This window comes from Iodobacter arcticus, assembly GCF_042664895.1.
Classification (GTDB): domain Bacteria; phylum Pseudomonadota; class Gammaproteobacteria; order Burkholderiales; family Chitinibacteraceae; genus Iodobacter; species Iodobacter arcticus.
Window position 1 is genome coordinate 52,277 of the sequence record NZ_JBHTBQ010000031.1, and the last position, 25,202, is coordinate 77,478.

The 25,202-nt window shown below is 49.6% G+C and carries 18 protein-coding genes and 1 tRNA gene; 10 read left to right on the top strand and 9 right to left on the bottom strand.

Annotated features, from left to right (window positions below):
* Positions 1–1,365 (top strand): efflux transporter outer membrane subunit, encoded by a 1,365-nt coding sequence (locus tag ACFQNF_RS14025; RefSeq protein ID WP_380188563.1) that lies wholly within the window; start codon positions 1–3, stop codon positions 1,363–1,365.
* Positions 1,366–1,604: 239 nt separating this feature from the next.
* Here ACFQNF_RS14025 and ACFQNF_RS14030 read toward each other — a convergent pair whose 3' ends face one another.
* The 8 genes from ACFQNF_RS14030 to ACFQNF_RS14065 all read right to left on the bottom strand — a co-directional run bounded on the left by ACFQNF_RS14030 (position 1,605) and on the right by ACFQNF_RS14065 (position 11,616).
* Positions 1,605–3,308: a methyl-accepting chemotaxis protein gene (locus ACFQNF_RS14030; protein WP_380188564.1), complete on the bottom strand. Its 1,704-nt coding sequence runs from the start codon at positions 3,306–3,308 to the stop codon at positions 1,605–1,607.
* A gap of 436 nt (positions 3,309–3,744) precedes the next feature.
* Positions 3,745–4,974: a TIGR03862 family flavoprotein gene (locus ACFQNF_RS14035; RefSeq protein ID WP_380188565.1), complete on the bottom strand. Its 1,230-nt coding sequence runs from the start codon at positions 4,972–4,974 to the stop codon at positions 3,745–3,747.
* Positions 4,975–5,172: 198 nt separating this feature from the next.
* Entirely contained in the window at positions 5,173–7,020 is a 1,848-nt protein-coding gene (locus ACFQNF_RS14040) for a flagellin N-terminal helical domain-containing protein (protein ID WP_380188566.1), read from the bottom strand.
* A 478-nt stretch (positions 7,021–7,498) separates the two neighbouring features.
* Positions 7,499–8,143, bottom strand: a complete 645-nt coding sequence (locus ACFQNF_RS14045) for a DUF6933 domain-containing protein (protein WP_380188567.1) — start codon at positions 8,141–8,143, stop codon at positions 7,499–7,501.
* 245 nt (positions 8,144–8,388) lie between these two features.
* A tRNA-Met gene (locus ACFQNF_RS14050) sits at positions 8,389–8,465 on the bottom strand.
* Positions 8,466–8,543: 78 nt separating this feature from the next.
* Positions 8,544–9,884 carry an ATP-binding protein gene (locus tag ACFQNF_RS14055; RefSeq protein ID WP_380188568.1) on the bottom strand — a complete coding sequence of 447 codons (1,341 nt, stop codon included), beginning with the start codon at positions 9,882–9,884 and terminating at the stop codon, positions 8,544–8,546.
* On the bottom strand, positions 9,877–10,410 hold the full coding sequence (locus ACFQNF_RS14060; RefSeq protein WP_380188569.1) for a heme NO-binding domain-containing protein: 534 nt from the start codon (positions 10,408–10,410) through the stop codon (positions 9,877–9,879). The genes ACFQNF_RS14055 and ACFQNF_RS14060 overlap by 8 nt, the downstream gene beginning before the upstream one ends.
* A 48-nt stretch (positions 10,411–10,458) precedes the next feature.
* The gene (locus ACFQNF_RS14065; RefSeq protein WP_380188570.1) at positions 10,459–11,616 is read right to left on the bottom strand and encodes a class I SAM-dependent methyltransferase; all 1,158 of its coding nucleotides are present in this window, start codon (positions 11,614–11,616) and stop codon (positions 10,459–10,461) included.
* Positions 11,617–11,799: 183 nt separating this feature from the next.
* Between ACFQNF_RS14065 and ACFQNF_RS14070 the strand changes: the two genes are divergently transcribed.
* The 8 genes from ACFQNF_RS14070 (at position 11,800) to ACFQNF_RS14105 (ending at position 20,735) form a co-directional block, all read left to right on the top strand.
* Entirely contained in the window at positions 11,800–12,537 is a 738-nt protein-coding gene (locus ACFQNF_RS14070; RefSeq protein ID WP_380188571.1) for a pteridine reductase, read from the top strand.
* Positions 12,538–12,695: 158 nt separating this feature from the next.
* Positions 12,696–13,637 carry a tRNA 2-thiocytidine(32) synthetase TtcA gene (ttcA, locus tag ACFQNF_RS14075; RefSeq protein ID WP_380188572.1) on the top strand — a complete coding sequence of 314 codons (942 nt, stop codon included), beginning with the start codon at positions 12,696–12,698 and terminating at the stop codon, positions 13,635–13,637.
* A complete protein-coding gene (locus ACFQNF_RS14080) occupies positions 13,637–14,419 on the top strand; it encodes a polyamine aminopropyltransferase (protein WP_380188573.1) in 783 nt (260 codons plus the stop codon). The genes ttcA and ACFQNF_RS14080 overlap by 1 nt, the downstream gene beginning before the upstream one ends.
* A 98-nt stretch (positions 14,420–14,517) precedes the next feature.
* Positions 14,518–15,033, top strand: a complete 516-nt coding sequence (locus ACFQNF_RS14085) for an RNA pyrophosphohydrolase (RefSeq protein WP_046351961.1) — start codon at positions 14,518–14,520, stop codon at positions 15,031–15,033.
* 223 nt (positions 15,034–15,256) lie between these two features.
* Positions 15,257–16,837: a sensor histidine kinase gene (locus ACFQNF_RS14090; RefSeq protein ID WP_380188574.1), complete on the top strand. Its 1,581-nt coding sequence runs from the start codon at positions 15,257–15,259 to the stop codon at positions 16,835–16,837.
* Positions 16,821–18,170 carry a sigma-54-dependent transcriptional regulator gene (locus tag ACFQNF_RS14095; protein ID WP_380188575.1) on the top strand — a complete coding sequence of 450 codons (1,350 nt, stop codon included), beginning with the start codon at positions 16,821–16,823 and terminating at the stop codon, positions 18,168–18,170. Before ACFQNF_RS14090 ends, ACFQNF_RS14095 begins: the two co-directional genes overlap by 17 nt.
* Positions 18,171–18,228: 58 nt before the next feature.
* Entirely contained in the window at positions 18,229–18,807 is a 579-nt protein-coding gene (ampD, locus tag ACFQNF_RS14100) for a 1,6-anhydro-N-acetylmuramyl-L-alanine amidase AmpD (RefSeq protein ID WP_380188576.1), read from the top strand.
* Between the two features lie 32 nt (positions 18,808–18,839).
* Complete coding sequence (locus tag ACFQNF_RS14105) at positions 18,840–20,735, top strand: potassium transporter Kup (RefSeq protein ID WP_380188577.1); 1,896 nt, start codon at positions 18,840–18,842, stop codon at positions 20,733–20,735.
* A gap of 99 nt (positions 20,736–20,834) precedes the next feature.
* Here the strand turns inward: ACFQNF_RS14105 and ACFQNF_RS14110 are convergent, their stop codons facing one another.
* Positions 20,835–21,431 carry a 6-pyruvoyl trahydropterin synthase family protein gene (locus ACFQNF_RS14110; protein ID WP_380188578.1) on the bottom strand — a complete coding sequence of 199 codons (597 nt, stop codon included), beginning with the start codon at positions 21,429–21,431 and terminating at the stop codon, positions 20,835–20,837.
* Between the two features lie 673 nt (positions 21,432–22,104).
* Between ACFQNF_RS14110 and ACFQNF_RS14115 the strand changes: the two genes are divergently transcribed.
* Positions 22,105–24,879 carry a glycosyl hydrolase family 18 protein gene (locus ACFQNF_RS14115; RefSeq protein ID WP_380188579.1) on the top strand — a complete coding sequence of 925 codons (2,775 nt, stop codon included), beginning with the start codon at positions 22,105–22,107 and terminating at the stop codon, positions 24,877–24,879.
* Positions 24,880–25,202: the final 323 nt, after the last annotated feature.

Genomic DNA, 25,202 nt, shown 5'->3' on the forward strand with positions numbered 1-25,202 from the left:
ATGAAAAGTAAATTAATCCTATCTGCTATGTTTTCAACGGTTTTTCTAAGCGCTTGTGGCTCCTTGCTGAGTCCCAGCCCCAATGCACCTTTACCCGCCGTGCCAGCCCAATGGGCTGAGCAAAATCAGTCGGCTAGCGTGCATCAGGGCGCGTGGTGGCTGGCGTTTCATGATGCAGCGCTGACTCAACTAATCGACGATGCTTTGCAAAGCAATGCTGATTTATCTGTGGCTGCCATCAGGCTACGCCGTGCGCATCTTAGAGAGGGAGTCAGCGAACACGCGGCTTTGCCGGTCTTGGGTGGCGTTGGCGGGGCGAGTGTGAATCGCAGCTTTGATCCGGTGGTTAATCGCCAGAGCTACAACCTATCGGCCACGGCCAGCTATGAGTTTGATCTGTGGGGGCGTTTGGCGAGTGACAGAGCGGCTGCCAGAGAAGAGCGGATTGCTACTGAGGCCGACAGGCAGGCGCTTAAATTATCGATCTCTACATCGGTAGCGAGCCAATATTGGACGATCGCTTTATTGGATCAGAAGCTCGCGGCTAGCACACTTAATTTGCAGCAGCTAAGGCAGGTGTTGGCGATTGCTCAGGCTAAAAATCAGGCCGGGGCATTGGCAAAAAGTGAAGCGCTGAGTGCCGAGCAAAGCTTGCTGAGTGAAGAAGCGAATCACACTCAGCTTTTGCAGCAAAGGAAAGCTGCATTCTATAGCCTGAGTTTATTGTTTGATCGGCCACCGCAGAGCTTTACCTTGGCAGGGGCCAGCTTGCCACAGGGCGATTTACCAGCGATTGCGGCAGGTTTACCCAGCGAAGTGCTCGGCCGCCGCCCCGATTTGCAAGCGATGGAGGCCAGATTAAGGGCGAGCTTGGCGCAAATTGATGTGGCTAGAGCGGCGTTTTACCCCAGCTTTTCGCTCACCACCAGCCTAGGTAGCAGCAGCTCGGCCTTAGCCGAGCTATTTCAGAACCCAATCGCATCTGCTGGGCTGAATTTGGCGCTGCCTTTTTTAGATTGGGAAAAGCATCAGCTGAATCTGGATATTAGCCGCACACAGTATGAAGAATCGCTCACTACCTTTAGGCAGGGTCTTTATAAAGCGTTGGCCGAAACCGAACAGGCGCTGGATGCCAAAGTCCGCCTCGGTGAGCAAAATCAGCAGTTGGCTCAATCATTGCAATTGGCGGCGAAGCTGGATGGTATCGCCCAAGCTCGTTTTGAGGCTGGGGCCACAGATATTCAGCCTTGGCTAGACGCCGCTGCTCGTCGCCGTAGCGCCCAAACTAGTCTGCTACAAAATAATTTCGATCAGGCGAGTAATTTGCTGGCGATTTATAAGGCTTTGGGTGGGGCGGTGGAGTAGCAATCCTATCAACTTAAGTAAAACCAAAGGGAAATGATGCTTTTGTAGGTTGGGTTAGCGGGGGTGTTCGCCGATTTTGGGCGGGCAACCCTGCGTAATCCAACACTTAGGTGCCAAAGAATGTTGGGTTACGCGATATATCGCTGAACGAGGTAAACCTCGCACGCAGACTGCTAACCCAACCTACGAATTCACCTTAAGTTGATAAGATTGGGTTATAGGGGAGAGTTCTTTTAGCATTAAACCAAATGAAATTGCTGCATTTCTACAGAGAGTGCTTTGGATAGCTCTCGCAGGCGGCGGGCGTTGCCAGCTGCTTTTTCTACTGCACTGCTGCTGGCAGAGGCGAGCTGTGAAACGCGGTCGATATTATCGACCACCTTATTTGCCTCTTGTGATTGCCGGTGCAGCGAACTGCTGATATCACTGATCACATCTCCCATTGCTCCTGCATCGATACGTATGGTTTCAATGGCTGTGCCTGCGCGGCTGGCTAGCTCAACGCCTATTTCTACTTTGTTCACGCCATTATTCATATGTACTGCCGTGTATTCGGTGCCTTCCTGAATTTTGCGCACCTTTTCGGTAATTTCTTGGGTGGAGCTGGCGGTACGCTCAGCGAGTTTTCGCACCTCATCGGCGACGACGGCAAAGCCTCGCCCTTGTTCGCCAGCCCTTGCTGCCTCGATGGCGGCATTTAAGGCGAGCAAATTGGTTTGATCGGCAATGTCTCTGATGACTTGCACAATCACAGAGATTTGCTGGGCATGGCCAGTGAGCATCGCTACGCTGCCAGAGGCTTCCTGCACGGTGGCGGCGATGGTTTTGATGCTGTCTACCGTTTCACGGATAACCTGATCGCCACGAGTCAGGGTATGGCTAGAAGACTTGGTCATATCGCTGGCATTGTTGGCGCTGCTTGATATTTGATTAATGCTGGCCACGAGCTGCTGTACGGTTTCACGCATGGCGAGCATCGAGTCGGATTGATTTTTAACCAAATCTTCGGCTTCATCGGAAGCATTGCCAATCGCATCTGCGCCCCGTTCTATTTCCTGGGCGGCATGTGAAACTTGTTGCATGATGCGGCTAAGTTTGATTTGCATATCGCCCATCAGCGCCAGAAAACTATCGGGAATACGGCCGCTCATTTCTATGCGATGAGCAAAATCTCCGGCAGCCATATAGGAAATATGTTGTCTGGCTTCTTCTACTGTGCCGCCTATCGTATTGCGCAAGGCTACAAAGGTGCGCCACAGCATAAACAGAGTGGCCAGGCCGACTAAAATAAAGGTGATTTTGGCGATGCTCGCTAGCTGATTGGCATCAAGCACAGCTTTTTCGGTACGTGCCTCAAGCAGGGTATAAAACTCATCAATGGGCTGCATGATTTTGGCTTTATTGGTGTGGTAGGTCTTGTCGTGCATCATGGCCCGCGCCTTGGCGTAGCCTTCTTCAGAGCCTTCCCCTGTTTTTTTGACTAAGCCCATCGCTTCTACTTCGGTATTCACTAGGCCATCGGAGTTTTTCTTGGCTTCAGTGAGCTTGCCAAACTCCTCATCGGTAAAGCCCAGCTCTTTCATCATTTCTAATAGAGGGCGTTTTACGGCGGAGTCTGCTCTTGGTGCGGTCCCTGTGGCGGCTACAAAGTCCCAGTAGATACGGTTGTAGTTTCCTGGTCGTGCTTTTTCGCCATTACGAATCGCCAAAATATCCATATATTGCTTTTCATAAGCAGGATCGCGCGACACTACATAGGTGCGGGCCAAGCGGGTTAAATCGTCGGAAGATTGGCGCAGCTCATCGGCGAGCAAATAGGACTGATAGCGCTGCAAATTAGCTTCATCCACCCTGAGATGCAGGCTGACATACACGGCAAATAAGATAACTAGCGTGATCAAACAGCCGATAGACGCCATCAGGTTTTTTTGGAAGGAAGACATTGCACACCACCATTGTGATTACTGTTCATATTTACTATGGATGAGCAGGCGTCACAAAGATGCCAAGCATCTATCTTTGCTGACAGTAGGTCAATAAACGGTGGCTTAGAAGTGGATTATTTTTTGTAGGAAGCTGTGTTTGTTTGCAGTAATGCCGCATCAATACGCTGTATTTTTTACTTACACGGAGTTTTATGTGTAAGCAGAGTTTGACTTTTACAGCGGGTGCATCGCCCTGTCTTGAAAAAAACTAGCTAAGGTAGGGGGAGTTTTGCTATAGATGGGCTGGTTTTTTCTGAAAATAGAGTGTTGCTAGGTGTTTTAGTGAGGGACTTGGCCCGAGCGCTGATTAAAACGCTTTCTAACTTTATTGGTGGGTGATGAAATCTTACGTTAAACCACGCTATACCTTCATAGCATGGCTTAAGCGTAAATCTTAGCGCACGTTTAACCACTCTAAAGCGCCTAAACCAGCTTGCCTACCGCTGGCAAGACAGGCGGTAATAAGATAACCCCCGGTTGGCGCTTCCCAATCCAGCATTTCACCTGCGCAAAATACACCGGGGATTTTTTCCAGCATCAGTGCTGGGCTCATTGCCTCAAAGCACACGCCGCCTGCGCTGCTGATGGCTTCATCTATTGGGCGTGCGGCGAGTAGTTTGAGTGGCAGGCCTTTAATGGCTGCGGCAAGCTTATTCATATCGTTAAAATCATTCCGTGAAATTTCTTCACGCAGCAGGCCCGCTTTCACACCCTCAATGCCTAATTTGCGGCGCAAATGGCTGGCCATGGAGTCGGCTCCGCGTGGGCGTTTTAGGTCTTCTAAAACACGTTCTAGTGATTTGCCTGGGGCCAGATCCAGCAGAATATCGGCACTGCCATTGGCTTTGATTTCATCACGGATGGCAGCTGAAAAAGTGTAAATCAAGCTGCCTTCCACGCCGCCCTTAGTCAGCACAAATTCACCTTGTTTACGCACGCCTTTAAATTCAATGGCCACGGCTTTCAGTGGTGAGCCGGCAAAGCGCTCGCTTAGGTGATCGCTCCAGCCAATATCAAAGCCGCAATTAGCAGCGCTTAAAGGCTCGATGACGACGCCCTTTTCTGCCAGCAGTGGTTGCCACAGGCCATCAGACCCTAGCTTGGCCCAGCTTGCGCCACCCAAAGCCAGAATGGTGGCGTTGCTGCTGTGGCTGATTTCGCCATCTGGCGTTGCAAAGCGCATTTGCCCGGCTTTATTCCAGCCCAGCCAGCGATGGCGTACATGAATGCGCACGCCGCTGCTACGTAATCTGGAAATCCACGCGCGTAATAGGGGGGCTGCTTTCATTTCTTTTGGAAACACCCGGCCTGAGCTGCCTACAAAGGTTTCAACACCCAGCCCATGCACCCATTCTTGCAAGGCTTCGTTACCAAAGGCTGCCAGTAAAGGCTGCAACTCGCTACTGCGCTTGCCATAGCGCGCTAAAAATGGCGCGGCAGCTTCGGAGTGAGTGATATTCAAGCCGCCCACACCGGCTAGTAAAAATTTACGTCCTACCGATGGCATCGCATCAAAAAGATCTACGTCTACCCCGCCTTGGTTAAGAATCTCGGCGGCCATCAGGCCTGCAGGGCCACCACCAATAATGGCGACAGATTTGCGGGGAGTAGAAATAGTGGTCATGGCGAGCCTTACGGTAAAAGCGCCCAAAGATTAAGGGCGGGCAGAGCGGAGTAGGGAGAGCGATACAGATGTTTAAAAGCGATTGCTTCAGACTTATTGCATTGCATGAATTTGCTGCATTTTAGCAGATTAGCGCTGTGTATATGGCGGGTATAGTGAGTATTGCGTGTTGCGGCAGGGCTGGCTTAGGCTTGTGAATTAAAGCGCGCCTTTCAATAGTGCCATCACCATATAGGGTGTGGTATTGGCTTGGGCCAGCATGGCCGTGCCTGCCTGCTGCAAAATGCGGGCACGGGTGATGCTTCCGGTTTCGGCTGCAAAATCAGCATCCCGGATGCGGCTGCGCGAGGTGCTTAGGTTTTCTAGCGAGTTTTGCATGCTCGATACCGCCCACATAAAGCGATTTTGGTAAGCCCCTAAGGCGCTGCGGGCGCTATTGACGCTATCTAATGCACTATCGAGTGAGGAGATGGCTTTTTGCGCGCTGGATGCCGTTAAAGTGTTTACCGAAGTAATGCCTGCGATGGTGGCGATTGCGGTGGCGAGGGTGATACCGGCGGTTAACCCTGCGTTTTCAGGGGCAGTTCCGGCAACGCTCAGGCCCTCTTCGCTAAAGCTTGTAAGCGTAACCGTGCCGCGATTGCTGGCTGCACTGCCACTGCTGGTTGTTGCCCCCGTGATATTGCGTGTGACTGATCCACTGCTACTGGAAATGCTGGTGCTTGAAGCGCCGGGCGTATTGTCATTAAGCACCACCGTGCCGCCACCATCCAAAACACTAAAAGCACTCAGTGCGGCAGTTGTCAGCCCATTGCTTTGCGCCATCGATATGGCACTGCTGAGCGCCGATGAAACCGTTGCCGCATTATTGCTCGCGCCAACGATATTTAAATCCACATGGCTGGCATCAATCACTGCCGATGCCAGTGCCGAATTGCGCACAGTAAAGCTGATTCCATTCACTGCAAACTGAGCACCCGCCCCTACACTGGCGGCAATATTAAAGGTGTTTTGAGCCGCCACCGCCGCCGTTCCCTGCGAGCCTACAGCTCCAGCTGCCAAGCCCGTTTGGCTAAGAAACGCCGCTTTATTGGCGGCTGCGGTTGCTGCATTAGCTACTGTGCCATTTAAGCCAATATTAATATTGCGGCCATCCGCAGCGCTGATCGTCATAATGCCGGCACTGGCGCTTGCTGTTACACCGGTTTGCGCTGCAAAGCCTGCAATTGCATTGGCAAGGTTAGTGCCTTGGCTGCCGGCATCCGTGCCCGCGCTCACCGAGCCAATATCAACGCCATTGATACTAAATGCAGCAATATTGCTAAATGAGCTAGGGGCTGCGCTGATTACTTTTGTGTTGGCGCTAGCGCTAGTACCTGACGTTGCGCTGCTTGCATTAATGGCCGCTGCAATTGCAAAAGCACTATCAGCCGTTTGCCCAGCAGCTGCGCCCAGTGTTGATGCGTTGACCGAAATATTATTTAGCAGCAAATCTCCAGCACTGAGCGTGGCCATGACCGCCTCGCTTTTAAGTGTTGCCTCAAAGGAGGAGCCGGTACTGCCTAAATGCGTGGTTTGCATATTGCTAATCGTGCTGATGCTAATTGCATCGCCTGAGTTTGCACCAACATAAAAGGCGTGCGAATTAAAGCTCCCATCCAGCAACTTAATCCCATTGAAATGGCTAGAGCTGGCAATGCGTTGGATCTCTGCGCTGAGCTGCTGCACCTCAGCATTAATCAGTTTGCGATCTGAGCTAGATACCGGCGCGTTGGCAGCCTGCACGGATAGCTCGCGCATACGCTGCAGATTGTCGCTGATACCGCTTATTGCCCCCTCTGCGGTTTGCAACAAGGAAATCCCATCATTGGCATTACGAACCGCTTGGCGAGTGCCTTTGATTTGCGACGTCATACGGCTGCTAATCGCCAGCCCTGCAGCATCGTCTTGAGCATTATTGACGCGCAGGCCGGATGAAAGGCGATTTAAGGAAATAGCCAAAGCACTTTGCGACGTACTCAAACTACGCTGAGCATTCAATGCCATAAGGTTGGTGTTGAGATTGACAGCCATTGTTCTAATGTCACAGTCAGCATTTTTTCAAGACGAAATTACACTCATAGCCATCTGCTATATCGGATAAATTGTGGCGTACTTTAGTTTTGAATTAGACGCGGCCGAGGTGAATGAAAACTGAGGAAATATGGCTGTGGATGGTTGTGTGCTTGAGCTGACTCAAGAGGCAGATTTTGGGTTGAGTGTAGGTGAGGGGCTAGCGTTATAACCTAGCCATGCGAAGGTTAAATTTGATATATAGGACTGGGTGCGAAATAGCTCCCTGAAATGATATGTCCATCATCCCCGAGTGTTTTTATCGGAGATTCAGCCATGTTATTGGATTTTCGCTGATCCGAAGTGAAGATTTAGGGGCGTAAATCTGAGACATAGTCTCTTCTGCTATACGGCTCAAGTTATCGTCACGCCCGCATTTTTGCCTTTAATCTTGATGTGATTCAAGATTGGCTCAATTGATCATGGGTTGCTCACGTCGTAATTGCTGAAAACGCAGTGCCAATTCATCGCATTGCGCCGGTGTTGCCCCCGCATATTCACGCACCCAAGAGCAGAAAAATACCTCAAATGGGGTGAAGTAATCGCCGCCGCGTATGCTGCGTAGGGTGTTATTTGTTTTCATATCAAAATTAGCCGCTTCATCTTGTGGATTGGGTAGGCAGCCATTGGTATGAAAGGCCAGCTCACAGGCCCATGCCACATCGTTGATATGCGTTTGCACGCTACGATCAATGCCAGAGGTAAAGCTGTATCGGTCACGTTTTAGTATCTGAGTAATCGCAGCAGTCGCACCTACGTCAGATAGCCAGCTCACATCCTCATTAATCCACAGCAGCAAATTCACCATCCGCTCATAAAACTGCTTCAACAGCGTATCGCCATCGCCTTTTTTAATGCCCCAGAACACCATAGCAAAGCGCGTTTCACGCTCCATCACGATAAATACATTATGGCGGGCCACTTTGATAGCGTGTAGCTGCCATGTCCATGGGCTAGCCGCTTCGGGCGCGGGAGTCGCCTCCAGCCATGATTCAACCTTACCCTTGCGGCGTGTTTCCAGCGCTTCTGCGGCTGCTTTTGAACAATAAAACTGCATGTATAACTCCTCCTTTCCTAAAAACGACTCAAGCTTAACTTCAGTTTACGGTATTGATTTTATCAAGATAAGTTACGAGTCTATTTTTCTTTAAAAAGCTCATTAGGGTAAAGCCGCAAAGAGCGGCTTTGTTGAGGAAATTAGTTGAGGAGTAAGCCACCCAAGTGGTGTGCGATAGACGAAAAAAGCCCCGCAATCGTTAGATTTGCGGGGCTTCTCTCTCTGGCGCTAACCAGAGAAGTATCTGGTGGCTATGGCGGGACTCGAACCTGCGACCCCAGCATTATGAGTGCTGTGCTCTAACCAACTGAGCTACATAGCCTTAAAGAGGGACGCATTATGGTTTCTTTTATTTTAGCTGTCAACACCGTTTATGAGAATTTGGCGATATTTTGTTGTTTTATTTTTTTGTGCTTTGCGGCGAGGTGGGGGCTTTGGTGATGGCTCTGCTGATAGCGGATTGAATTTGTTCAAAATTAAATGGTTTTGCGATGAAATCATCCATGCCTGCTTCAAGGCAGGCAGAGCGATCATCGATAAGTGAATTTGCGGTGAGGGCGATGATCCATGGCTGTCCATAGCATTCTGGTTGTGCGCGTATGGCTCGGCAGGCGCTTAGTCCGTCCAGAACGGGCATGGATAAATCCATTAACACAACTGGGAAACGAATGATTTTTAGTATTTGCAGCGCCGCTTCGCCGTTGTCCACCACGGTGGCGCGTGCACCAGCTTGCTCAATACAGCGCTGGGCTACAAATTGGTTGACGGCGTTGTCTTCTGCAATGAGTACATGTAAATCAGAAGGCAATTGGGTGGGGGCGGTTTTGCCTGAGCGGAGAGGCGTGGCGCTTTCGCTGCTTTGCAGCGGTAAATGGATTAAAAAAACGCTGCCGGATCCGTATTCGCTTGTTAGCTGGATATCGCCGCCCATGAGTTCGATGATGCGCGAGACAATCGCCAGCCCTAGGCCGGTGCCTCCGTATTGGCGGGTGATCGTGCTATCGGCTTGTGAGAAGGGTTTAAATAATGTGGTGAGCTGTTCTTGCCTGATGCCTATACCGCTATCGCTAACCTTGAGCGTGAGCGTTTTTTGTGATTGCTCTGCATGGATGGAAACGTAGCCGTGGGTGGTAAATTTTATTGCGTTGCCTAAGAGGTTTTGTAAAATTTGCCTTAGGCGTAGCGGGTCGCTTTTGATCCACTGCCCTACATTGCTGTTTATTTCTAATGTGAGTGATAGTTGTTTTTTGCTGGCGATAGGGTGGTAGAGCTTTACGATGTCGTGCAGTAATTCTGGCAGGTTAACTGGGGTGGATTCCAGCGTCATTTGGCTGGCTTCTAGTTTGGAGTAATCCAGAATCTCGTTAATGAGCGTTAAAAGGGAATCGCCGCAGCGGCTGAGTGTGGCCAGCATACTGGCTTGCTCTTCGTTAAGCGGGCTGTGTTCCAATAATTGAGCAATGCCCAAAATGCCATTAAGCGGCGTGCGAATTTCGTGGCCCATGATGGCCAAAAAGCTACTTTTGGCCCGCGTGGCTGCCTGGCTGGCCTCAAGGGCGGCTTCAAGCTGCTCTGTTCTTTGTGCTACCCGTGCTTCCAGCTGATCGGCTAGTCGTTGCAAGGCTTGGTTGGCAGTGTAGAGATCTAGGCTTTTGGCTTCGAGCAGCGCTTCGGCTTCTTTGCGGGCCAACCTTTCTCTTTGGTTGCGTTTTTGTAGCCGCTGAAGTTCTTGTTCATCCATGGCGGCTTAATTTAAAAAGATCGTAATCAGCGTGCTTTTCTGTGTCTAAAGTAATGGGCTGGCCAAAATAGCGGATACAGCCTGTGAGCAGGCCTTGGGCAAAGTCGCCCATTTTTCGTGGTGAATTGTATTTGAGGGTGAGGGCGTTTGGGCTTAAGCGTTCGGCGCTAAAGTGGGGTAGCTCCGCATCGGGATAAAGCTTCAGCACTTCGGCATGAATAATTTGCTCTATGCCTTGTAAAAAATCTAAAGGGTCTTGTGCATCGGTAAAAAACGAGGGGTAGAGTGCTACAAAACGGCCAAACAGATGCTCGCCAAAAATCTGTAAGAGCTTAGCGACGGGTAATTGGGATTTCTCGCTTAGCGCGTTGACTAGGCTGATGATTTCGCTGTGCTGATAAGTGCCCACCGCCGTATAAATACCGCCGGATGGCAAATCAGTTTCATCCAGCAACTGATCTGCCATTGCATCGCCCCAGGTTTGCTCAACAAGCTCTAGAAACTCAGTAAAAATAATACCTTTCATGAGAGGGGCTCCGTGGTTGCGTCTCCTCAATATAGGGGCAAATTTTACTTAAAGCTCGCCCGAGCGATCACGGCCGCCTAGGCCCGGTACGGTTTTGCCTTGCAGTTCTTTGGAGAAGGCGATGACTTTAAAAAGCTCGCCCATTTCGGCATTGCTGGTGAGTTTTTGTAGGGCGGTCGACATTCGCAGGTATTCCACGCTGCCGATTTCCATTTGTGCTGCGCGGTCTAAAATGCCCGCGTCGATCAGGTAACTAGCTTGCGAGGTGTAGCCTTCAAGGCTCAGCCCCGCTTGATCTGCAGCATTATAAATCGCCGAAAAATCAACGTGACAGGTGATATCCGTTAGACCGGGTAAAAAGAAAGGATCGTGAATGCTGTGGTGGCGATAATGGCCCATCAGCGTGCCCATGCTGCGCTCTGGGTGATAAAACTCGGAGGCTGGAAAGCCGTAATCAATCAGTAAAATCATGCCAAATTGCAGGCTGGCAGCTAATGCATTAATAAAGCCCTGAGCTTCCAGCTGGATTTCGGTGGTGTATTGCGGAATATGCGGAAAGCCTTCACAAGCGACTTCTAGCTTTAAATTTTCGATGGTGCGGTGTTCAAAAGCCAGATCACCATTATTATCAACCACACCACATTGCAGCCAGTTATAGCCGTCAAAACGTACTAGCTCGCAAGGCATGGCGTCGAGCACTTCGTTGCCGACCATGACGCCTACAAATTGCTTAGGTAGCTCATCCAGCCAGCGGGTTTTGTGTGCTAGATGTGGTACAAGGGTTTGCAGCGTTTTACGCTGCCGCTCGCGTAATTCGCCTGATAGCTCCAGAATAAAGTATTCACTGGGTAGGGCATCAAGACGCTCTAATTCTAGTAAGATTTGTGCGGCAAGCTGTCCAGTACCTGCGCCAATTTCTAAGATATCACCACCGCATTCTTGCAATGCATGGGCCAGTGTATTGGCGATGCAGGTGCCAAATAGCGGCGATATTTCTGGAGCGGTAACAAAATCGCCTGCGCCGCCAAATTTGGCCGCACCGCCGCTGTAATAGCCAAGGCCCGGTGTATACAAGGCCATACGCATGTAGTCGGCAAAAGAAATCCAGCCTCCCGATTCTTTAATCTGTTGGCGAATATGTAAGATTAAGGCTTGGCTGGCTTGCAGCGCATCAATGGATGGCGTGGGGAGTTGCGGATTAGTCATCGGGGCGGGAAAATCGCGGGCATAAAAACAATATTGTATGGGGCGAGGGAAGAATATGCAGCACAAAGTGGTATTGAATACCGTTGGAGCGGGAAATAGAACGTGGGTCGAGGGCTGTATGCAGTGCCAAGTCGCTGTTAAAACGAGCGCGGCGAGAAATAGAGTTTTGGGCAAGGAGTGGCTATGCAGCAAAAAGTAGTATTGATTACCGGAGGGGCAAAAAGAGTCGGCGCAGGCTTGGCTCGATATTTACATACCCGTGGCTGGCAAGTGCTGCTGCACTATCGTTCATCCGCCATGGCCGCACAGCAGCTGGCTGATGAGCTAAACGCTATCCGTCCTGCTTCTGTAGTGCTGGCGCAATTAGATTTACTCGATACGCATCGCTTGCCCGAATTGGTAGCGGCTGCAATTGCTGCGTTTGGTCGGCTAGACGCTGTGGTGAACAATGCTTCGTCGTTTTTCCCAACCCCGATTGGTGAATTTAGCGAAATGGCTTGGTTGGATTTACTTGGCTCCAATTTAAAAGCCCCGCTGTTTCTAGCCCAAGCTGCTGCTGCGGAGCTTAAAAAAACGGGTGGTGCGATTGTCTCTATCACCGATATCCACGCCGATCGCCCTTATAAGAATCACACTATTTATACCATCGCCAAAGCGGGCCTTGTGGCGATGACTAAATCTCTGGCCAGAGATATGGCCCCCGAAGTGCGCGTTAACGCCGTCGCCCCCGGCGCAAATATCTGGCCCGAAGGTGAATCTGTGTTTGATGACGCTGAGCGTGAACGCATCATCGATACCATTCCTCTAGCCCGCAACGGCAGCCCCGATGATCTGGCGCAAGCCATTCACTTTTTGTTGGAAGCGCCTTATTTAACCGGGGTGATCTTGCCGGTGGATGGGGGGAGAAGCGTGGTGTTGTAGGGCTCGTCGTTACGGTGAGAATCTGGCCTTCGTCTTTGTGTTGCGTAAATAAAATCCCCGCAATATCTACGGCAATCCGCTCTAATCGGGTAAAATCCGCATTAATTCAAGAATCTACAGCAGGGCGCGATGCGCCCTGCTCTGCATTGGTGCCCCGTATGACTGATTCAACGCTTTCCGAAGTCGAAAAAAAACAGCAGTACAATTTCAATAAGCTCGCTAAACGCTTACGCCACAATGTCGGCGATGCGATCAATCATTTCAATATGATCGAGGAAGGCGATAAGGTGATGGTTTGCCTGTCTGGAGGCAAAGACAGCTATACCATGCTGGATATCTTGCTGGGCTTACAAAAATCTGCGCCGATTAACTTCAGCATCGTTGCGGTGAATTTGGATCAGAAACAGCCGGGTTTCCCAGAGGAAATCTTGCCGACGTATTTGGCGGGGATTGGCGTTGAGTACCGGATTATCGAGGAAGATACTTATAGCATCGTGACTCGGGTGATCGAAGAAGGCAAAACTACCTGTAGCCTGTGTTCGCGTTTACGCCGTGGCATCTTGTACCGCGTAGCAGAGGAAATTGGCGCGACTAAGATTGCCTTGGGCCATCATCGTGACGATATTCTCAGCACACTATTCTTAAATATGTTTTACGGTGGCAAGCTAAAAGGTATGCCGCCTAAGCTGGTGTCGGATAACGGTAAGCATGTGGTGATTCGCCCGCTGGCGTATTGTAAAGAAAAAGACATTATTCGCTACGCGGATGCCCGCGAGTTCCCTATTATTCCTTGTAATTTATGCGGCTCTCAGCCGAACTTACAGCGGCAAATTATTGCGGACATGCTGCGCGATTGGGATAAGCGCTTCCCTGGCCGTTTAGAAACGATGTTTACTGCCGTATGCAATGTGGTGCCTTCGCATTTGGCGGATCCTAAGCAGCATGACTTTGCCAATATCAAGGCCGATGGCCAGCCGCGAGCGGACGGGGATAAGGGGTTTGATAAGGAAGTCTTTAACGATCCGGCCCGCATTTCGATTATGGATAGCCGGGACAGCCGCAAGCCGATCCAAGTTGAAGCCGCCTGTGGAGAAGCCTGATGCTGGGTAGACGCACTCCCCGCCGTGGTGGCGATGAAATTATGATCGATGTGTCTGAATCGCAAGGCGTTCGTAAACTGCATTTTGGTGCGGACGATACGCAAAGCGCGATGCGGATTTCTGATCCCAATGAAATGATTCTTTCCTATTCGCGCTGCATGTTTGGCTATTTACTGTTTACGGATCAGCCTAAAACAGCGCTTTTGATCGGCTTAGGCGGTGGATCGATTGCCAAATGGGTGCATCACAAGCTAGTCGATACGAAGCTGACCTGTGCCGAGCTGCATCCGCAGGTAATTTCGGTGGCGCGCTCTATGTTTTGTCTGCCGCCTGATGATGATCGCTTAGAAGTGTTGTGCACAGATGGCGCGGCCTATGTCTACAATATGCCAGAGGATTCAAGCGATCTGATTATGATGGATGCTTATTCTGCCACCGGGATTGCCGAGCCGCTCGCTACGGTCGATTTTTTTAACGCCTGCAAGCAAAGGCTGACAAATAATGGTGTGCTGGCGGTGAACTTATGGGGCGCAGACCGACGTTTTAATCACTATTTAGAGCGTTTAGGCGAAGTTTTTGAAGGCCGAGTGCTGTGTTTACCTGCAAGGCAGAAGGGAAACGTGATTGCTTTTGCTTTTCGCTGTGGGCAAAGCAATCCGACGTGGGATAAGCTGGCTGAGCGTGCTAAATTACTTGAAACCCAACTGGGGCTTGAGTTTCCGGAGTTTGTGAGTGATCTTGCAAGGATGAATCCGCACAATGACAGAAAACTATTTATATAAATTCTGCGATTAAGTCACTGTTTGGGCGCAATACCTGTTTCCAAGCAGGGTAGGATGTGGAAAAATCAGTTAACTAAGCAATTTACGCAGGTAAGGATATGCTCGATCGTGATGGCTATCGGCCTAACGTCGGCATCATCATCATCAACCGGCAAAACCAGGTGTTCTGGGGTAAACGAGTGCGAGAGCATTCGTGGCAGTTTCCGCAAGGCGGTATTAAACAGGGTGAAACACCCGAACAGGCGATGTATCGCGAGCTGATGGAAGAAGTTGGATTAGGCCCTCAGCATGTTGAAATCATTGGCCGCACAAGGGACTGGTTGAAGTACGATGTGCCGACAAACTGGGTTCGCCGCGAATGGCGCGGTACGTACCGGGGGCAGAAGCAAATTTGGTTTTTGCTTCGCCTGACAGGGCACGATTCTGATGTGTGCTTGCGCCGCACTACGCATCCTGAATTTGATGCGTGGCGTTGGACTGAATATTGGTCACCACTGGATTCGGTGATTGAATTCAAGCGTACGGTGTATGAATCAGCCCTTTTTGAACTGACGCGTTTCTTTGAAGAAGCACCTGAGCGTGTGGTACGTGCCATGCGTTTTTCAGGCCACTAGCAGCCTGTTGGACTTAGGACTGATCTACTGCAGAAAAGCCGGATTTGGCCATATTTCACGCATTTTTTCGTTAAATAGCCAGCTATTCGCCTCAAAAACGCATGAAGTCTGTCTCAAAACGGTCTTTTTCTCGCTAAGATCGCCTAAGTCCAACAGGCGGCTGGTGTAACTATAACGCGGGCTAACGATCTACTCCTAAGCCCGCGTATCTCCCTCCGCCCCCATGCCCAATACCTCCTCCGCTTTTCATACCGAGATGCACTGGCGTTCTTTAGCGCTGCTGAATGTTTTTCGCATGCTTTCTAATATCGGCATTTTTTGCAGTGTGCTTTGGCTGGCTTATAAGCCGCTTTCGGATATCAGTACCTGGCATTCTTTTTTGATTCTGGCAGGGGTAGATACCGTACTGGCTTTGTTCTTTGCTTGGGGGATTCGCTATCGTAAGCCCGGTTTTGAAATACAGCTAAGTCTTCAGGTTGCCACTGATGTGCTGTTTATTGTGGGCTTGATGCATTTATTTGGCGGCTTGCGCAGTGGGATCGGCACTTTGCTGCTGCCTTATCTGGCGGCAGCAGGATTAATTTCCCGTGGGCGAATGACGCTATTTCATGCCGCGATGGCGAGTATTGCCTTATTAAGCGAGCAAACATGGCAGATCTGGCAGGGTAATGCCTCGGCCAGTGATTATCTGCCGCCGGCTCTATTGTGTGTGGCTTCATTTGCGGTGGCATGGTTGGCGCATCGCTTGGCACGTTTTGCACAAGCCAGCGAGGCTTTGGCCGAGCAGCGTGGTGTGGATCTGGCCAATTTGGGCCAGCTTAATCAACGTATTTTGCAAGATGTGTCTGATGGGGTATTGGTGGTTGATGCCAGCGGGGTGATTCGTCAGTGCAATGAGCAGGCGACTCGCTTAGCGGGGATGCGGCCAGAAGGTGTGTTGCTGCATGCTATGCCGGTGATTGCTGTGGCGCTGGCTCGCTGGCGGGCTAATCCTACAGATAATCCTAATTTGATCACCACCGCATTGACGCGTAAAACGCTGAGGCCGCGGTTTATTTCGCTTTCAAATGATTCACACGGCAATGTGCTGATTTATTTAGAAGACCTAGATAAATTGCGCCGTGAAGCACAGCAATTAAAATTGGCAGCATTGGGGCGTTTAACCGCTAATTTGGCGCATGAAATCAGAAACCCTTTGAGTGCAATTACCCATGCGGCCCAGTTATTAGGGGAAGAGGCAGAAGACAATGCTTTGATGAGACGTTTAACCCGCATCATTGATGATAATAGCCAGCGCTTAGAGCGTATGGTGAAGGATGTGTTAGAGCTTAATCGCCGGGATCGTGTACAAATAACGCAGATTAAACTGGCAGATTGGCTAAGAACATTTATTGAAGAATTTAGCGTACAAGAAGAGATTCATGTAACGCTGGCGCTTCAATGCCCTACCAGTGTAGAGATTCGGTTTGATCCCGGGCATTTACATCAGGTGATGTGGAATTTATCGCGTAATGGCTGGCGTTATTGTGAAAAGAAAGCGGGCAGTCTGAGTTTTACAGTATGGCTTGAAAACGAGCACTGGGTGCTTGATGTGCGTAACGATGGGCCCCCTGTGGCAAGCGACGCGCAAACGCAATTGTTTGAGCCTTTTTTTACGACTGAAACCAAGGGGACTGGTTTGGGTTTATATATAGCGCGTGAAATTTGCGCAGCAAATGGCGCGGTTTTGGAATACGTCGCATCTCCACCTCTTGGAACTTGCTTCCGTATTGTCTTTGGATATACCTATGGCCAAAAAATTTAATAAAAATTGTAAGCGTGTGCTGGTGGTGGACGATGAGCCAGATCTTGCTGAGCTACTTGAGCTCACCTTGCTGAAAATGGGCCTGGATGTCGATTGTGCCTACGGGGTGAAAGACGCGTGCACACGGTTGGATAAGGTGTCTTATGATCTTTGTCTGACAGATATGCGCATGCCAGATGGCGAAGGCATAGAAATTATTCAGCATATTCAAAGCAACGGCCTTGATGTGCCCGTGGCCGTGATTACGGCGTATGGCAGTACGGATAATGCAGTGGCGGCGCTTAAAGCAGGGGCGTTTGATTACTTAGCCAAACCTGTGGCCCTAGATCAGCTGCGCTCCTTGGTTAAATCTGCTTTGGCGCTCGATGATGCGCCTATGGTAGAGACAAATGATCGTTCTTTGCTGGGCGAATCAGCAGCCATGCAGCATGCTCTGGAGCTGATCGCTAAATTAGCCAAAAGCCAGGCCCCTGTGTATGTGACTGGTGAATCCGGATCGGGTAAAGAGCGCGCTGCCAGGCTGATTCACGCTAGCTCTAGCCGGGCTAAGCAGCCTTTTGTGGCGGTGAATTGCGGTGCTATTCCAGAAAACTTAATGGAAAGCGAGTTTTTCGGCCACAAAAAAGGTGCTTTTACCGGCGCAAACGAAGATAGAGATGGGTTTTTTCATGCAGCCAATAGCGGCACCTTGTTTTTAGACGAGGTGGCCGATTTGCCGTTGGCGATGCAGGTTAAGCTGCTTAGGGTGATTCAGGAGCGAAAGGTGCGCAAATTAGGCGCAACCGCAGAGGAAGCCTTGGATGTACGAATTATCTCTGCCACGCACCAAAGCCTGAGCCAATGCGTGGAAGCGGGGCGCTTTAGGCAGGATTTATACTACCGCCTTAATGTGATCGAGCTGCGGATGCCTGCTTTAAGAGAAATGGGTAGTGATGTGCTGGTGATTGCGCGCCATGTGCTGGCAAGAGTGGCTAAATTAAACGGGCAAAAGCTACCTGATTTTTCTGCAGATGCGCTGACTGCACTGCAGCGTTATGATTTTCCCGGTAATGTCCGTGAGCTGGAAAACGTGCTGGAGCGGGCACTGGCTTTGGCCGATGGTCATGCAATTACGGCGGCAGATTTGCAGCTCAGCATCGCCGATCATGAGGTAGAAGAAGGCCATGATCTGGGTGATAAATTTCCTTTGCAAGATTACCTAGATCGGGTCGAAAAACAGGCGATCTTAGAAGCATTGGAAAAAACGCGTTTTAACCGTACTCAAGCTGCCAAAATACTGGGTCTTACTTTCCGCAGCCTGCGTTACCGCCTAGATCGTTTGGGAATTCAGTAATATATTTGAAAGCCGCTGCTTTGTTTAAGCGATCGGCGAGTTGATTAGGAATTCAATCATGCAATTTGATGCTCAGGGCTGGTGCAAGCAGGCACGTAGCGTGCCTAGCCCTAATACGGATGCTCGCAGCGAGGGTATGCCGGTTGATATGGTGGTGATTCATAATATTCATCTACCTCCGGGCCAGCCCTTTGGTGGCGATGATATTGAGCGTTTATTTACTAATACCCTGGATATAAATAAACATTCTGAATACGCAGCGCTCTCTCAATTGCGCGTATCGGCGCATTTTTTAATTCGGCGTAATGGTGAATTGTTGCAGTTTGTCCCCTGCTCGCAGCGAGCCTGGCATGCCGGGGTATCAAGCTGGCAGGGCAGGGAGCGCTGCAATGATTTTTCGATTGGCATTGAGCTGGAAGGCTCAGATTTTACTCCGTTTGAAGTCATTCAATATGCGGTGCTAAACAACTTGCTTGAGGCTCTGCTACGCACTTATCCGATTAAATATTTGCTGGGGCATAGTCAGATTGCACCGGGTCGAAAAACAGATCCGGGTCCTTTTTTTGATTGGGCTCATGTTGCACTGCCACAAGTTTTGTCCGAAAAGTCAGCGGCTTTGCAAAAGCCGGCGTTATAATTCGGCGACCTTCTGTTGAGCTTTAAAAATATATGTCTATTGAATCTTCTTTGGATCGTGATCCAAAAAAAGTAGCCGGTTTGGCGATTGGTGCAATCGGTGTCGTCTATGGCGATATTGGTACCAGCCCACTCTATACGCTTAAAGAATGTTTTCACCATGCAGAGCTGAGCTTAACCAGTTTTAATGTGCTGGGTATTTTGTCCCTGATTTTTTGGGGCTTGATGTTAGTGGTTTCTTTAAAATATGTCGTTTTCATTTTGCGTGCGGATAACCGCGGTGAAGGGGGCGTATTATCCTTGATGGCATTAGCGCTGCGCTCAGCCGTGCCAGGGTCACGCAAATACGCCATCATTGTGGGCTTGGGTCTGTTTGGGGCCGCGCTGTTTTATGGCGATAGTATGATTACTCCCGCAGTATCGGTGCTATCCGCCCTAGAAGGGATTGGGGTGATCTCGCATAAGCTGGATGCCTATATTATCCCCGTTACTATTATCGTGCTGATTGCCCTATTTATGATGCAGGCTAAGGGCACGGCCAGTCTGGGTAAGCTTTTTGGCCCGATTATGGTGCTGTGGTTTGTGGTGCTGGGCTCCTTGGGGATCTGGAATATTTTAAAATCCCCTGATGTGCTGGCAGCGATGAACCCTAGCCATGCCGTGCATTTCTTTGCGGCTCAGCCAGGTTTGGCGTTTATTTTATTAGGTGCGGTGGTTCTGTCTTTAACAGGGGCAGAGGCGTTGTATGCAGATATGGGCCATTTTGGCCGTCCTGCAATTCGCTATGCTTGGTTTTTATTGGTCTTGCCTGCCTTGGTGCTGAATTACTTTGGCCAAGGCGCCTTGCTTTTGCATACACCTGAAGCGATTAAAAATCCCTTCTTTATGATGGCACCGGGCTGGGCTTTAGTGCCGCTGGTGGTGTTGGCAACGTGTGCCACGGTAATCGCCTCTCAGGCTGTGATTTCTGGCGCGTATTCCATGACCAGCTCTGCGGTTCAACTGGGTTTTTGCCCGCGTATGGATATTCAGCACACGTCTGAAAATGAAATCGGTCAGATTTATATCCCGCAAATTAATTGGTTTTTATTGGTATCGGTCATTATGCTGGTGCTGGCATTCCGCACCTCGAGCAATTTAGCGGCAGCTTATGGCTTTGCCGTGACCTGCACCATGGTGATCACTACCTTATTAGCTTTTGTTGTACTGGGGCGCGATGCTTCAGTGGTGAATCGTGTACTGGTTTGGCTGGTATTGTCGTTTTTGCTGGTGATCGATCTGGCGTTTTTCTCTGCCAATTTGCTCAAGTTGCACGAAGGCGGCTGGTTCCCCTTAATGATTGGCTTGATCGTATTTGCAATGCTCACAACGTGGAAGTATGGCCGCAAGCTGCTTAGCGAGCGTATGCACGATGGTGAGTTGCCATTGGAAGGTTTTGTAGAGGCCTTAGAAGCCAGCCCACCGCAGCGTGTAGAAGGCACGGCTATCTTTATGACGGCAAGCACGGATTCAGTACCGCATGCTTTGCTGCATAACTTAAAGCACAATAAAGTGCTACACGAGCGCGTTGTCTTTATGACCGTGCTGACCACCGATATTCCTTATGTGGCCGCGCGTGAGCGAGTGGTAGTGCGTAAATTGGGTGAGAGTTTCTGCCAGATTATTGCTACTTACGGCTTTAAAGAAGAGCCTAGCGTGCCTGCTATTTTGGCCCAGGTAGAGCAATTACAGCCCGAGTTAGAGTTTGATAGCATGCAAACGTCTTACTTCTTGTCGAGGGAAACGATTGTTGAGGCCAAGTATCCGGCGATGAGCTGGTGGCGTAGAAATCTGTTTAGCATCATGAGCCGTAATGCGGCCCGAGCGACGAACTTCTTTAAGATTCCACCTAATCGTGTGGTTGAGATGGGGATGCAGGTCGAGATGTAAGGCTTGAGTGGCTGAAGCCTGCTACAGCTTTGTAATGTTTGTTAATAAAAAAGCGCGGCCCCTTTGGGTCGCGCTTTTTTTATCTAAATCAGCCGTGGTTTAGATTTCAACTTGCCTTGGCACGGGTGGGTTGCTGAAGTGGCTGCCTGCCAATAGTTTTTTATACATCTCCGGGTCTTTCCATTCGGCTTGGCATTGCTCAGAAAACACCACATCTTTTAAGCGAATAATACCCATGCGCTCATTCACGGCATCAGCCCGGAAAGCCTGTGCGTAGCCGGTATCGGTTTCGTGGGCGATGATCGAGTGGAGCGTGACATCGGCTTCGCCATTAGCCATCACCGTTTGCTGGAGCAGCGCATCAATAATTACAAAAAACATACGGGCAAATTGTTCCGCTGAAGGCGATACCGGCATGGCAATCCAGCGGGTAGAAAACTGTTTGCACAGGCGGATATATTCCGCGTCGTCCTTATCCCAAAAGCAGACCGCATGATCGAAGGCATCGACTACATCACGAATGGTGCCTTTCATAAGACCAAAGTCGTACACCATCTGGCCATGATCAAGGGCATTGGCTTCCAAGAGGACTTCAACCCGATAGCTATGGCCGTGAATCGAGCTACGGCAGCGCTCGCTAGAGCAGTTGCGCACGATGTGTGCGTTTTCAAATTTAAACAGTTTACGAATCAGCATAATGAATGGCAGGTCAAAGAGTCAGTTCGGTTTCTATCAGATGTAGCGCAGATCAGCAAGGTATTGATCACAATCGCTTTTTGGATAGATCCACTTCATGGTTTACGGCAAGCCGATTCGGCCATTTAAGTTTGTTGCGTGTAAGTATTTTAATGGTTATTCATCTATCAATGTTGCGAAACCATGCTCGAAAGTACTGAGAAAGTTTCTTAAAGGCTAATCATAAGGTTAACCCTGTATGGGCTCGTTTTTGTATCAAAAATGTCTTTTTTTTTATGATAATTACTACAATTATCTTTTTTAATAACTACGATTTTTTAAAATTATGCTGCTTTGCAGTGCTGGTTTTTTTTGTATTTTATTTATATAGTTCATATGCTTATGTTTTTTTTGTTGCTTTGCATTAATTGCTTGCTGAGGAAGGATGTAGTTTTTTTGTATGGTGAGTGCATTTTTCATCAGGTTTACGATGGGTGAGCATATTGGGCTATTGACACGGGAAATGCCGTAGTGACTAATCTCACTAACGTATCTTAAAGTCATTTGCGAAGTGGTTCGCAACTGGATTTCTTACGTTTTGATTACAAAAATAATAAATTCGTATTTGCTGCGTTAATACCACTTTATGCGTGCAGATAACGCCAATTCACAAGATGGATGGAGAGTTAAAACTATGTCTCAATTTAGTCGCTTTATGTTGGCAGCGATTCCGGCTGCCTTTGTTGCTGCTCAAGCTTTTTCTGCTCCGGCATGGAATGCTGCTAGTTCCTATACCGGCGGGCAGACCGTAAGCTATGCAGGAAAAGACTGGAAGGCCAAGTGGTGGACACAGGGTAATGTGCCCGGTGCCGAGCAGTGGGGCCCGTGGGAGTTGGTTGCAGGTGGAACACCTACGCCAGCTCCTACTCCTGTACCAACACCAGTTCCGACTCCTGTGCCGACACCAATCCCTACTCCGGTACCGACCCCCGTTCCTACGCCAGCTCCGGCAGGCTGCTTTTTAGCATGGTCTGCCAGCACCGCTTATTCGGGTGGACAAAGTGTGACCTATGCAGGTCGCAACTATAAAGCGCAATGGTGGACTCAGGGTGATGTGCCATCTAGCAATGTGGGCGCAGGCAAGCCTTGGCTAGATTTGGGTGTTTGCGGTTCTACACCGACTCCAGTTCCAACGCCGGTACCGACACCGGTACCAACACCGGTACCAACACCGGTACCAACACCAGTGCCTACGCCGGTTCCAACACCGGTTCCAACACCGGTTCCAACACCGGTTCCAACCCCAGTGCCTACGCCGGTACCAACGCCTGCACCTAGCGTTGCATGCCAGCCTGAAGGCTTGGTTACAGAAGTCGCGAATGTTCCGTATTGCGATGTGTACGATGCTAATGGCCGCGAAAAGCTGCCTAATGATATGAAGCGCCGCAGCATCGGTTACTTCACTAGCTGGCGCAGTGCTGGTCCCAATGCGTATCTGGCTGCGGATATTCCTTGGAATGATGTCACTCACGTGAACTATGCCTTTGCTCACGTTGATGCCAATTGGAAAGTATCGGTAGGTGATACAGCTAATCCAGCCAACTCTGCTACAGGCCTGACTTTTGCTGATAAAAACGGCAATCCTAAGTACGCGCTAGATCCAAATCTGCCGTACAAAGGCCACTTTAATATGCTGCAAAAGAATAAAAAAGCGGGTGTGAAGCTTTTGATGTCGGTTGGTGGCTGGGCAGAAACCGGTGGTTTCTTTAATGAAGCAGATGGTCGCACTGTAAGCGGTGGCTTCTATGCACTGACCACAGATCCTGCAACAGGCGCGGTTCGTCAGGATCGAATCGATATTTTTGCTAAGTCGGCGGCTGAGTTCGTGACCAAGTATGGCTTTGACGGTATCGATATCGATTATGAATATCCAACCTCAATGAGCGATGCGGGTAATCCGGAAGACTGGAAGATTGGCAATGCAAAACGGGGTGACTTGTGGAAGGGCTATATGGCCTTAACCAAAACATTGCGTACCGAGTTGGATAAGGCTGCAGCGGCCAGCGGTAAGTATTATATGTTGACCATTGCATCGCCATCATCTGGTTATTTATTGCGCGGCATGGAAGCAATGCAGGCGGTTAAATACTTGGATTACGTCAACATGATGACGTATGACTTGCACGGCGCATGGAATCACTTCGTTGGCCATAATGCACCGCTCTACGATACGGGCAAAGACAATGAAATCGCTGATGCCAAGATTTATTCGGGTGGTGACGCGCATTATTACAATTCGCAAGGTTATTTGAATATTGACTGGTCTTATAAATACTTCCGCACCGCGCTTGCGGGTGGACGTATTAATATCGGCTTGCCGTACTACACTCGTGGTTCGCAAAATGTAGCGGGTGGCACTAATGGTCTGTGGGGGCTTTCTGCTCTGGCTGATCAGAAAAAATGCTATCTCGGCACTGGCGGTAATCTAGGCCCAGATGCATTAAGCGCAAAAGCGGGTGCACCTTGCGGTTTGGGTGCCCAGGGTATTGATAATCTGTGGTTCGATAAAGACGCTGCAGGCAATGAAATGTTTGCCGGTGTAAATCCACTGTGGCACGTTAATAATCTACGTGATGGCCTGAGCGCACCTTACTTTACTCAGTATGGTCACGATCAAAGCCGCCCAGAAGCCAAAGTACGTGGCACATATCAAGAGCATTACGATGATGTGGCTAAATCCTCTTGGTTATGGAATCCAACCACCAAAGTGTTCTTGTCGACTGAAAACGAGCAGTCTTTCGCTGCCAAAGTTCAGTACGCAATTGATCAAGGCGCTGGCGGTATCATGTTCTGGGAAATGGCAGGGGACTACAGCAAGCCATCAGAAAATGGCCTAGGTTATTACTCAATGGGTAGCACGCTGACTAAATTGGCTGCGGCCAAGCTGCGCTCAGCTGCACCATATGGCACTAAAGCCGGCGACGAGAAGTTTGTTCGCCCGGCAGATTTGCTCGATGTATCAGTAGATATGGTTGGGTATAAGCCTAAGGGTGATGATAACTACCCACTCGCTATTGGCTTGAAGTTGAAAAATAACTCAACTGTTAACCTAAGCGGAGCCAAAGTTTCATTTAACGTCGCACCATCAACACCGCTGATTCCATCTGAAGTTCAATACCTCAAACCTAGCGATCCACCAGCAGGCAATGGCGTAGAGAATTTAGTAGATATATATAGCGGCGGTACATGGGCAGCCACAACAGCCGGTACAAAAACCGGTAATGTGGGCGGTCTACCAGATGGCTTCCATCGCTTAACTTATGCGATGAAAGAATCAGGCTGGGGCGTTGCAGACTTTAGTGCTGGAAAAACCATCACCATCGGCATGCGTGTATTTATGCCGCTGACTGTACCTAGCGATATCACCATCACCCTGCCAAATGGCAAAGTGTATGGAATCAAGCGTTAAATCAGCAGTGATTTAAGTGCTTGAAGTAACAAAAACGCCGCGAGTGAATCGCGGCGTTTTTGTTTTGTGGTAAAGGAGGCGTTTCTTATTGTTATTGCTTCTTATGAAAATCAACTACTTAGCCTATTACTACGATTTTATTGCGCGCTAGTGGTTGACCAAGTACGGCAAGGCCCGTATATTTCGGCCTCTCGCTGCAGCACACACAGCAACACAGTGTTCTAGCCGCAGCGAATGATCTTTAAAAAAATACAGTCGATGAGTGTGAGTGCTTGATTCGGAAGCGAAACAAGTGCTTACATGAGTAAGGCGCATTCAGCGAT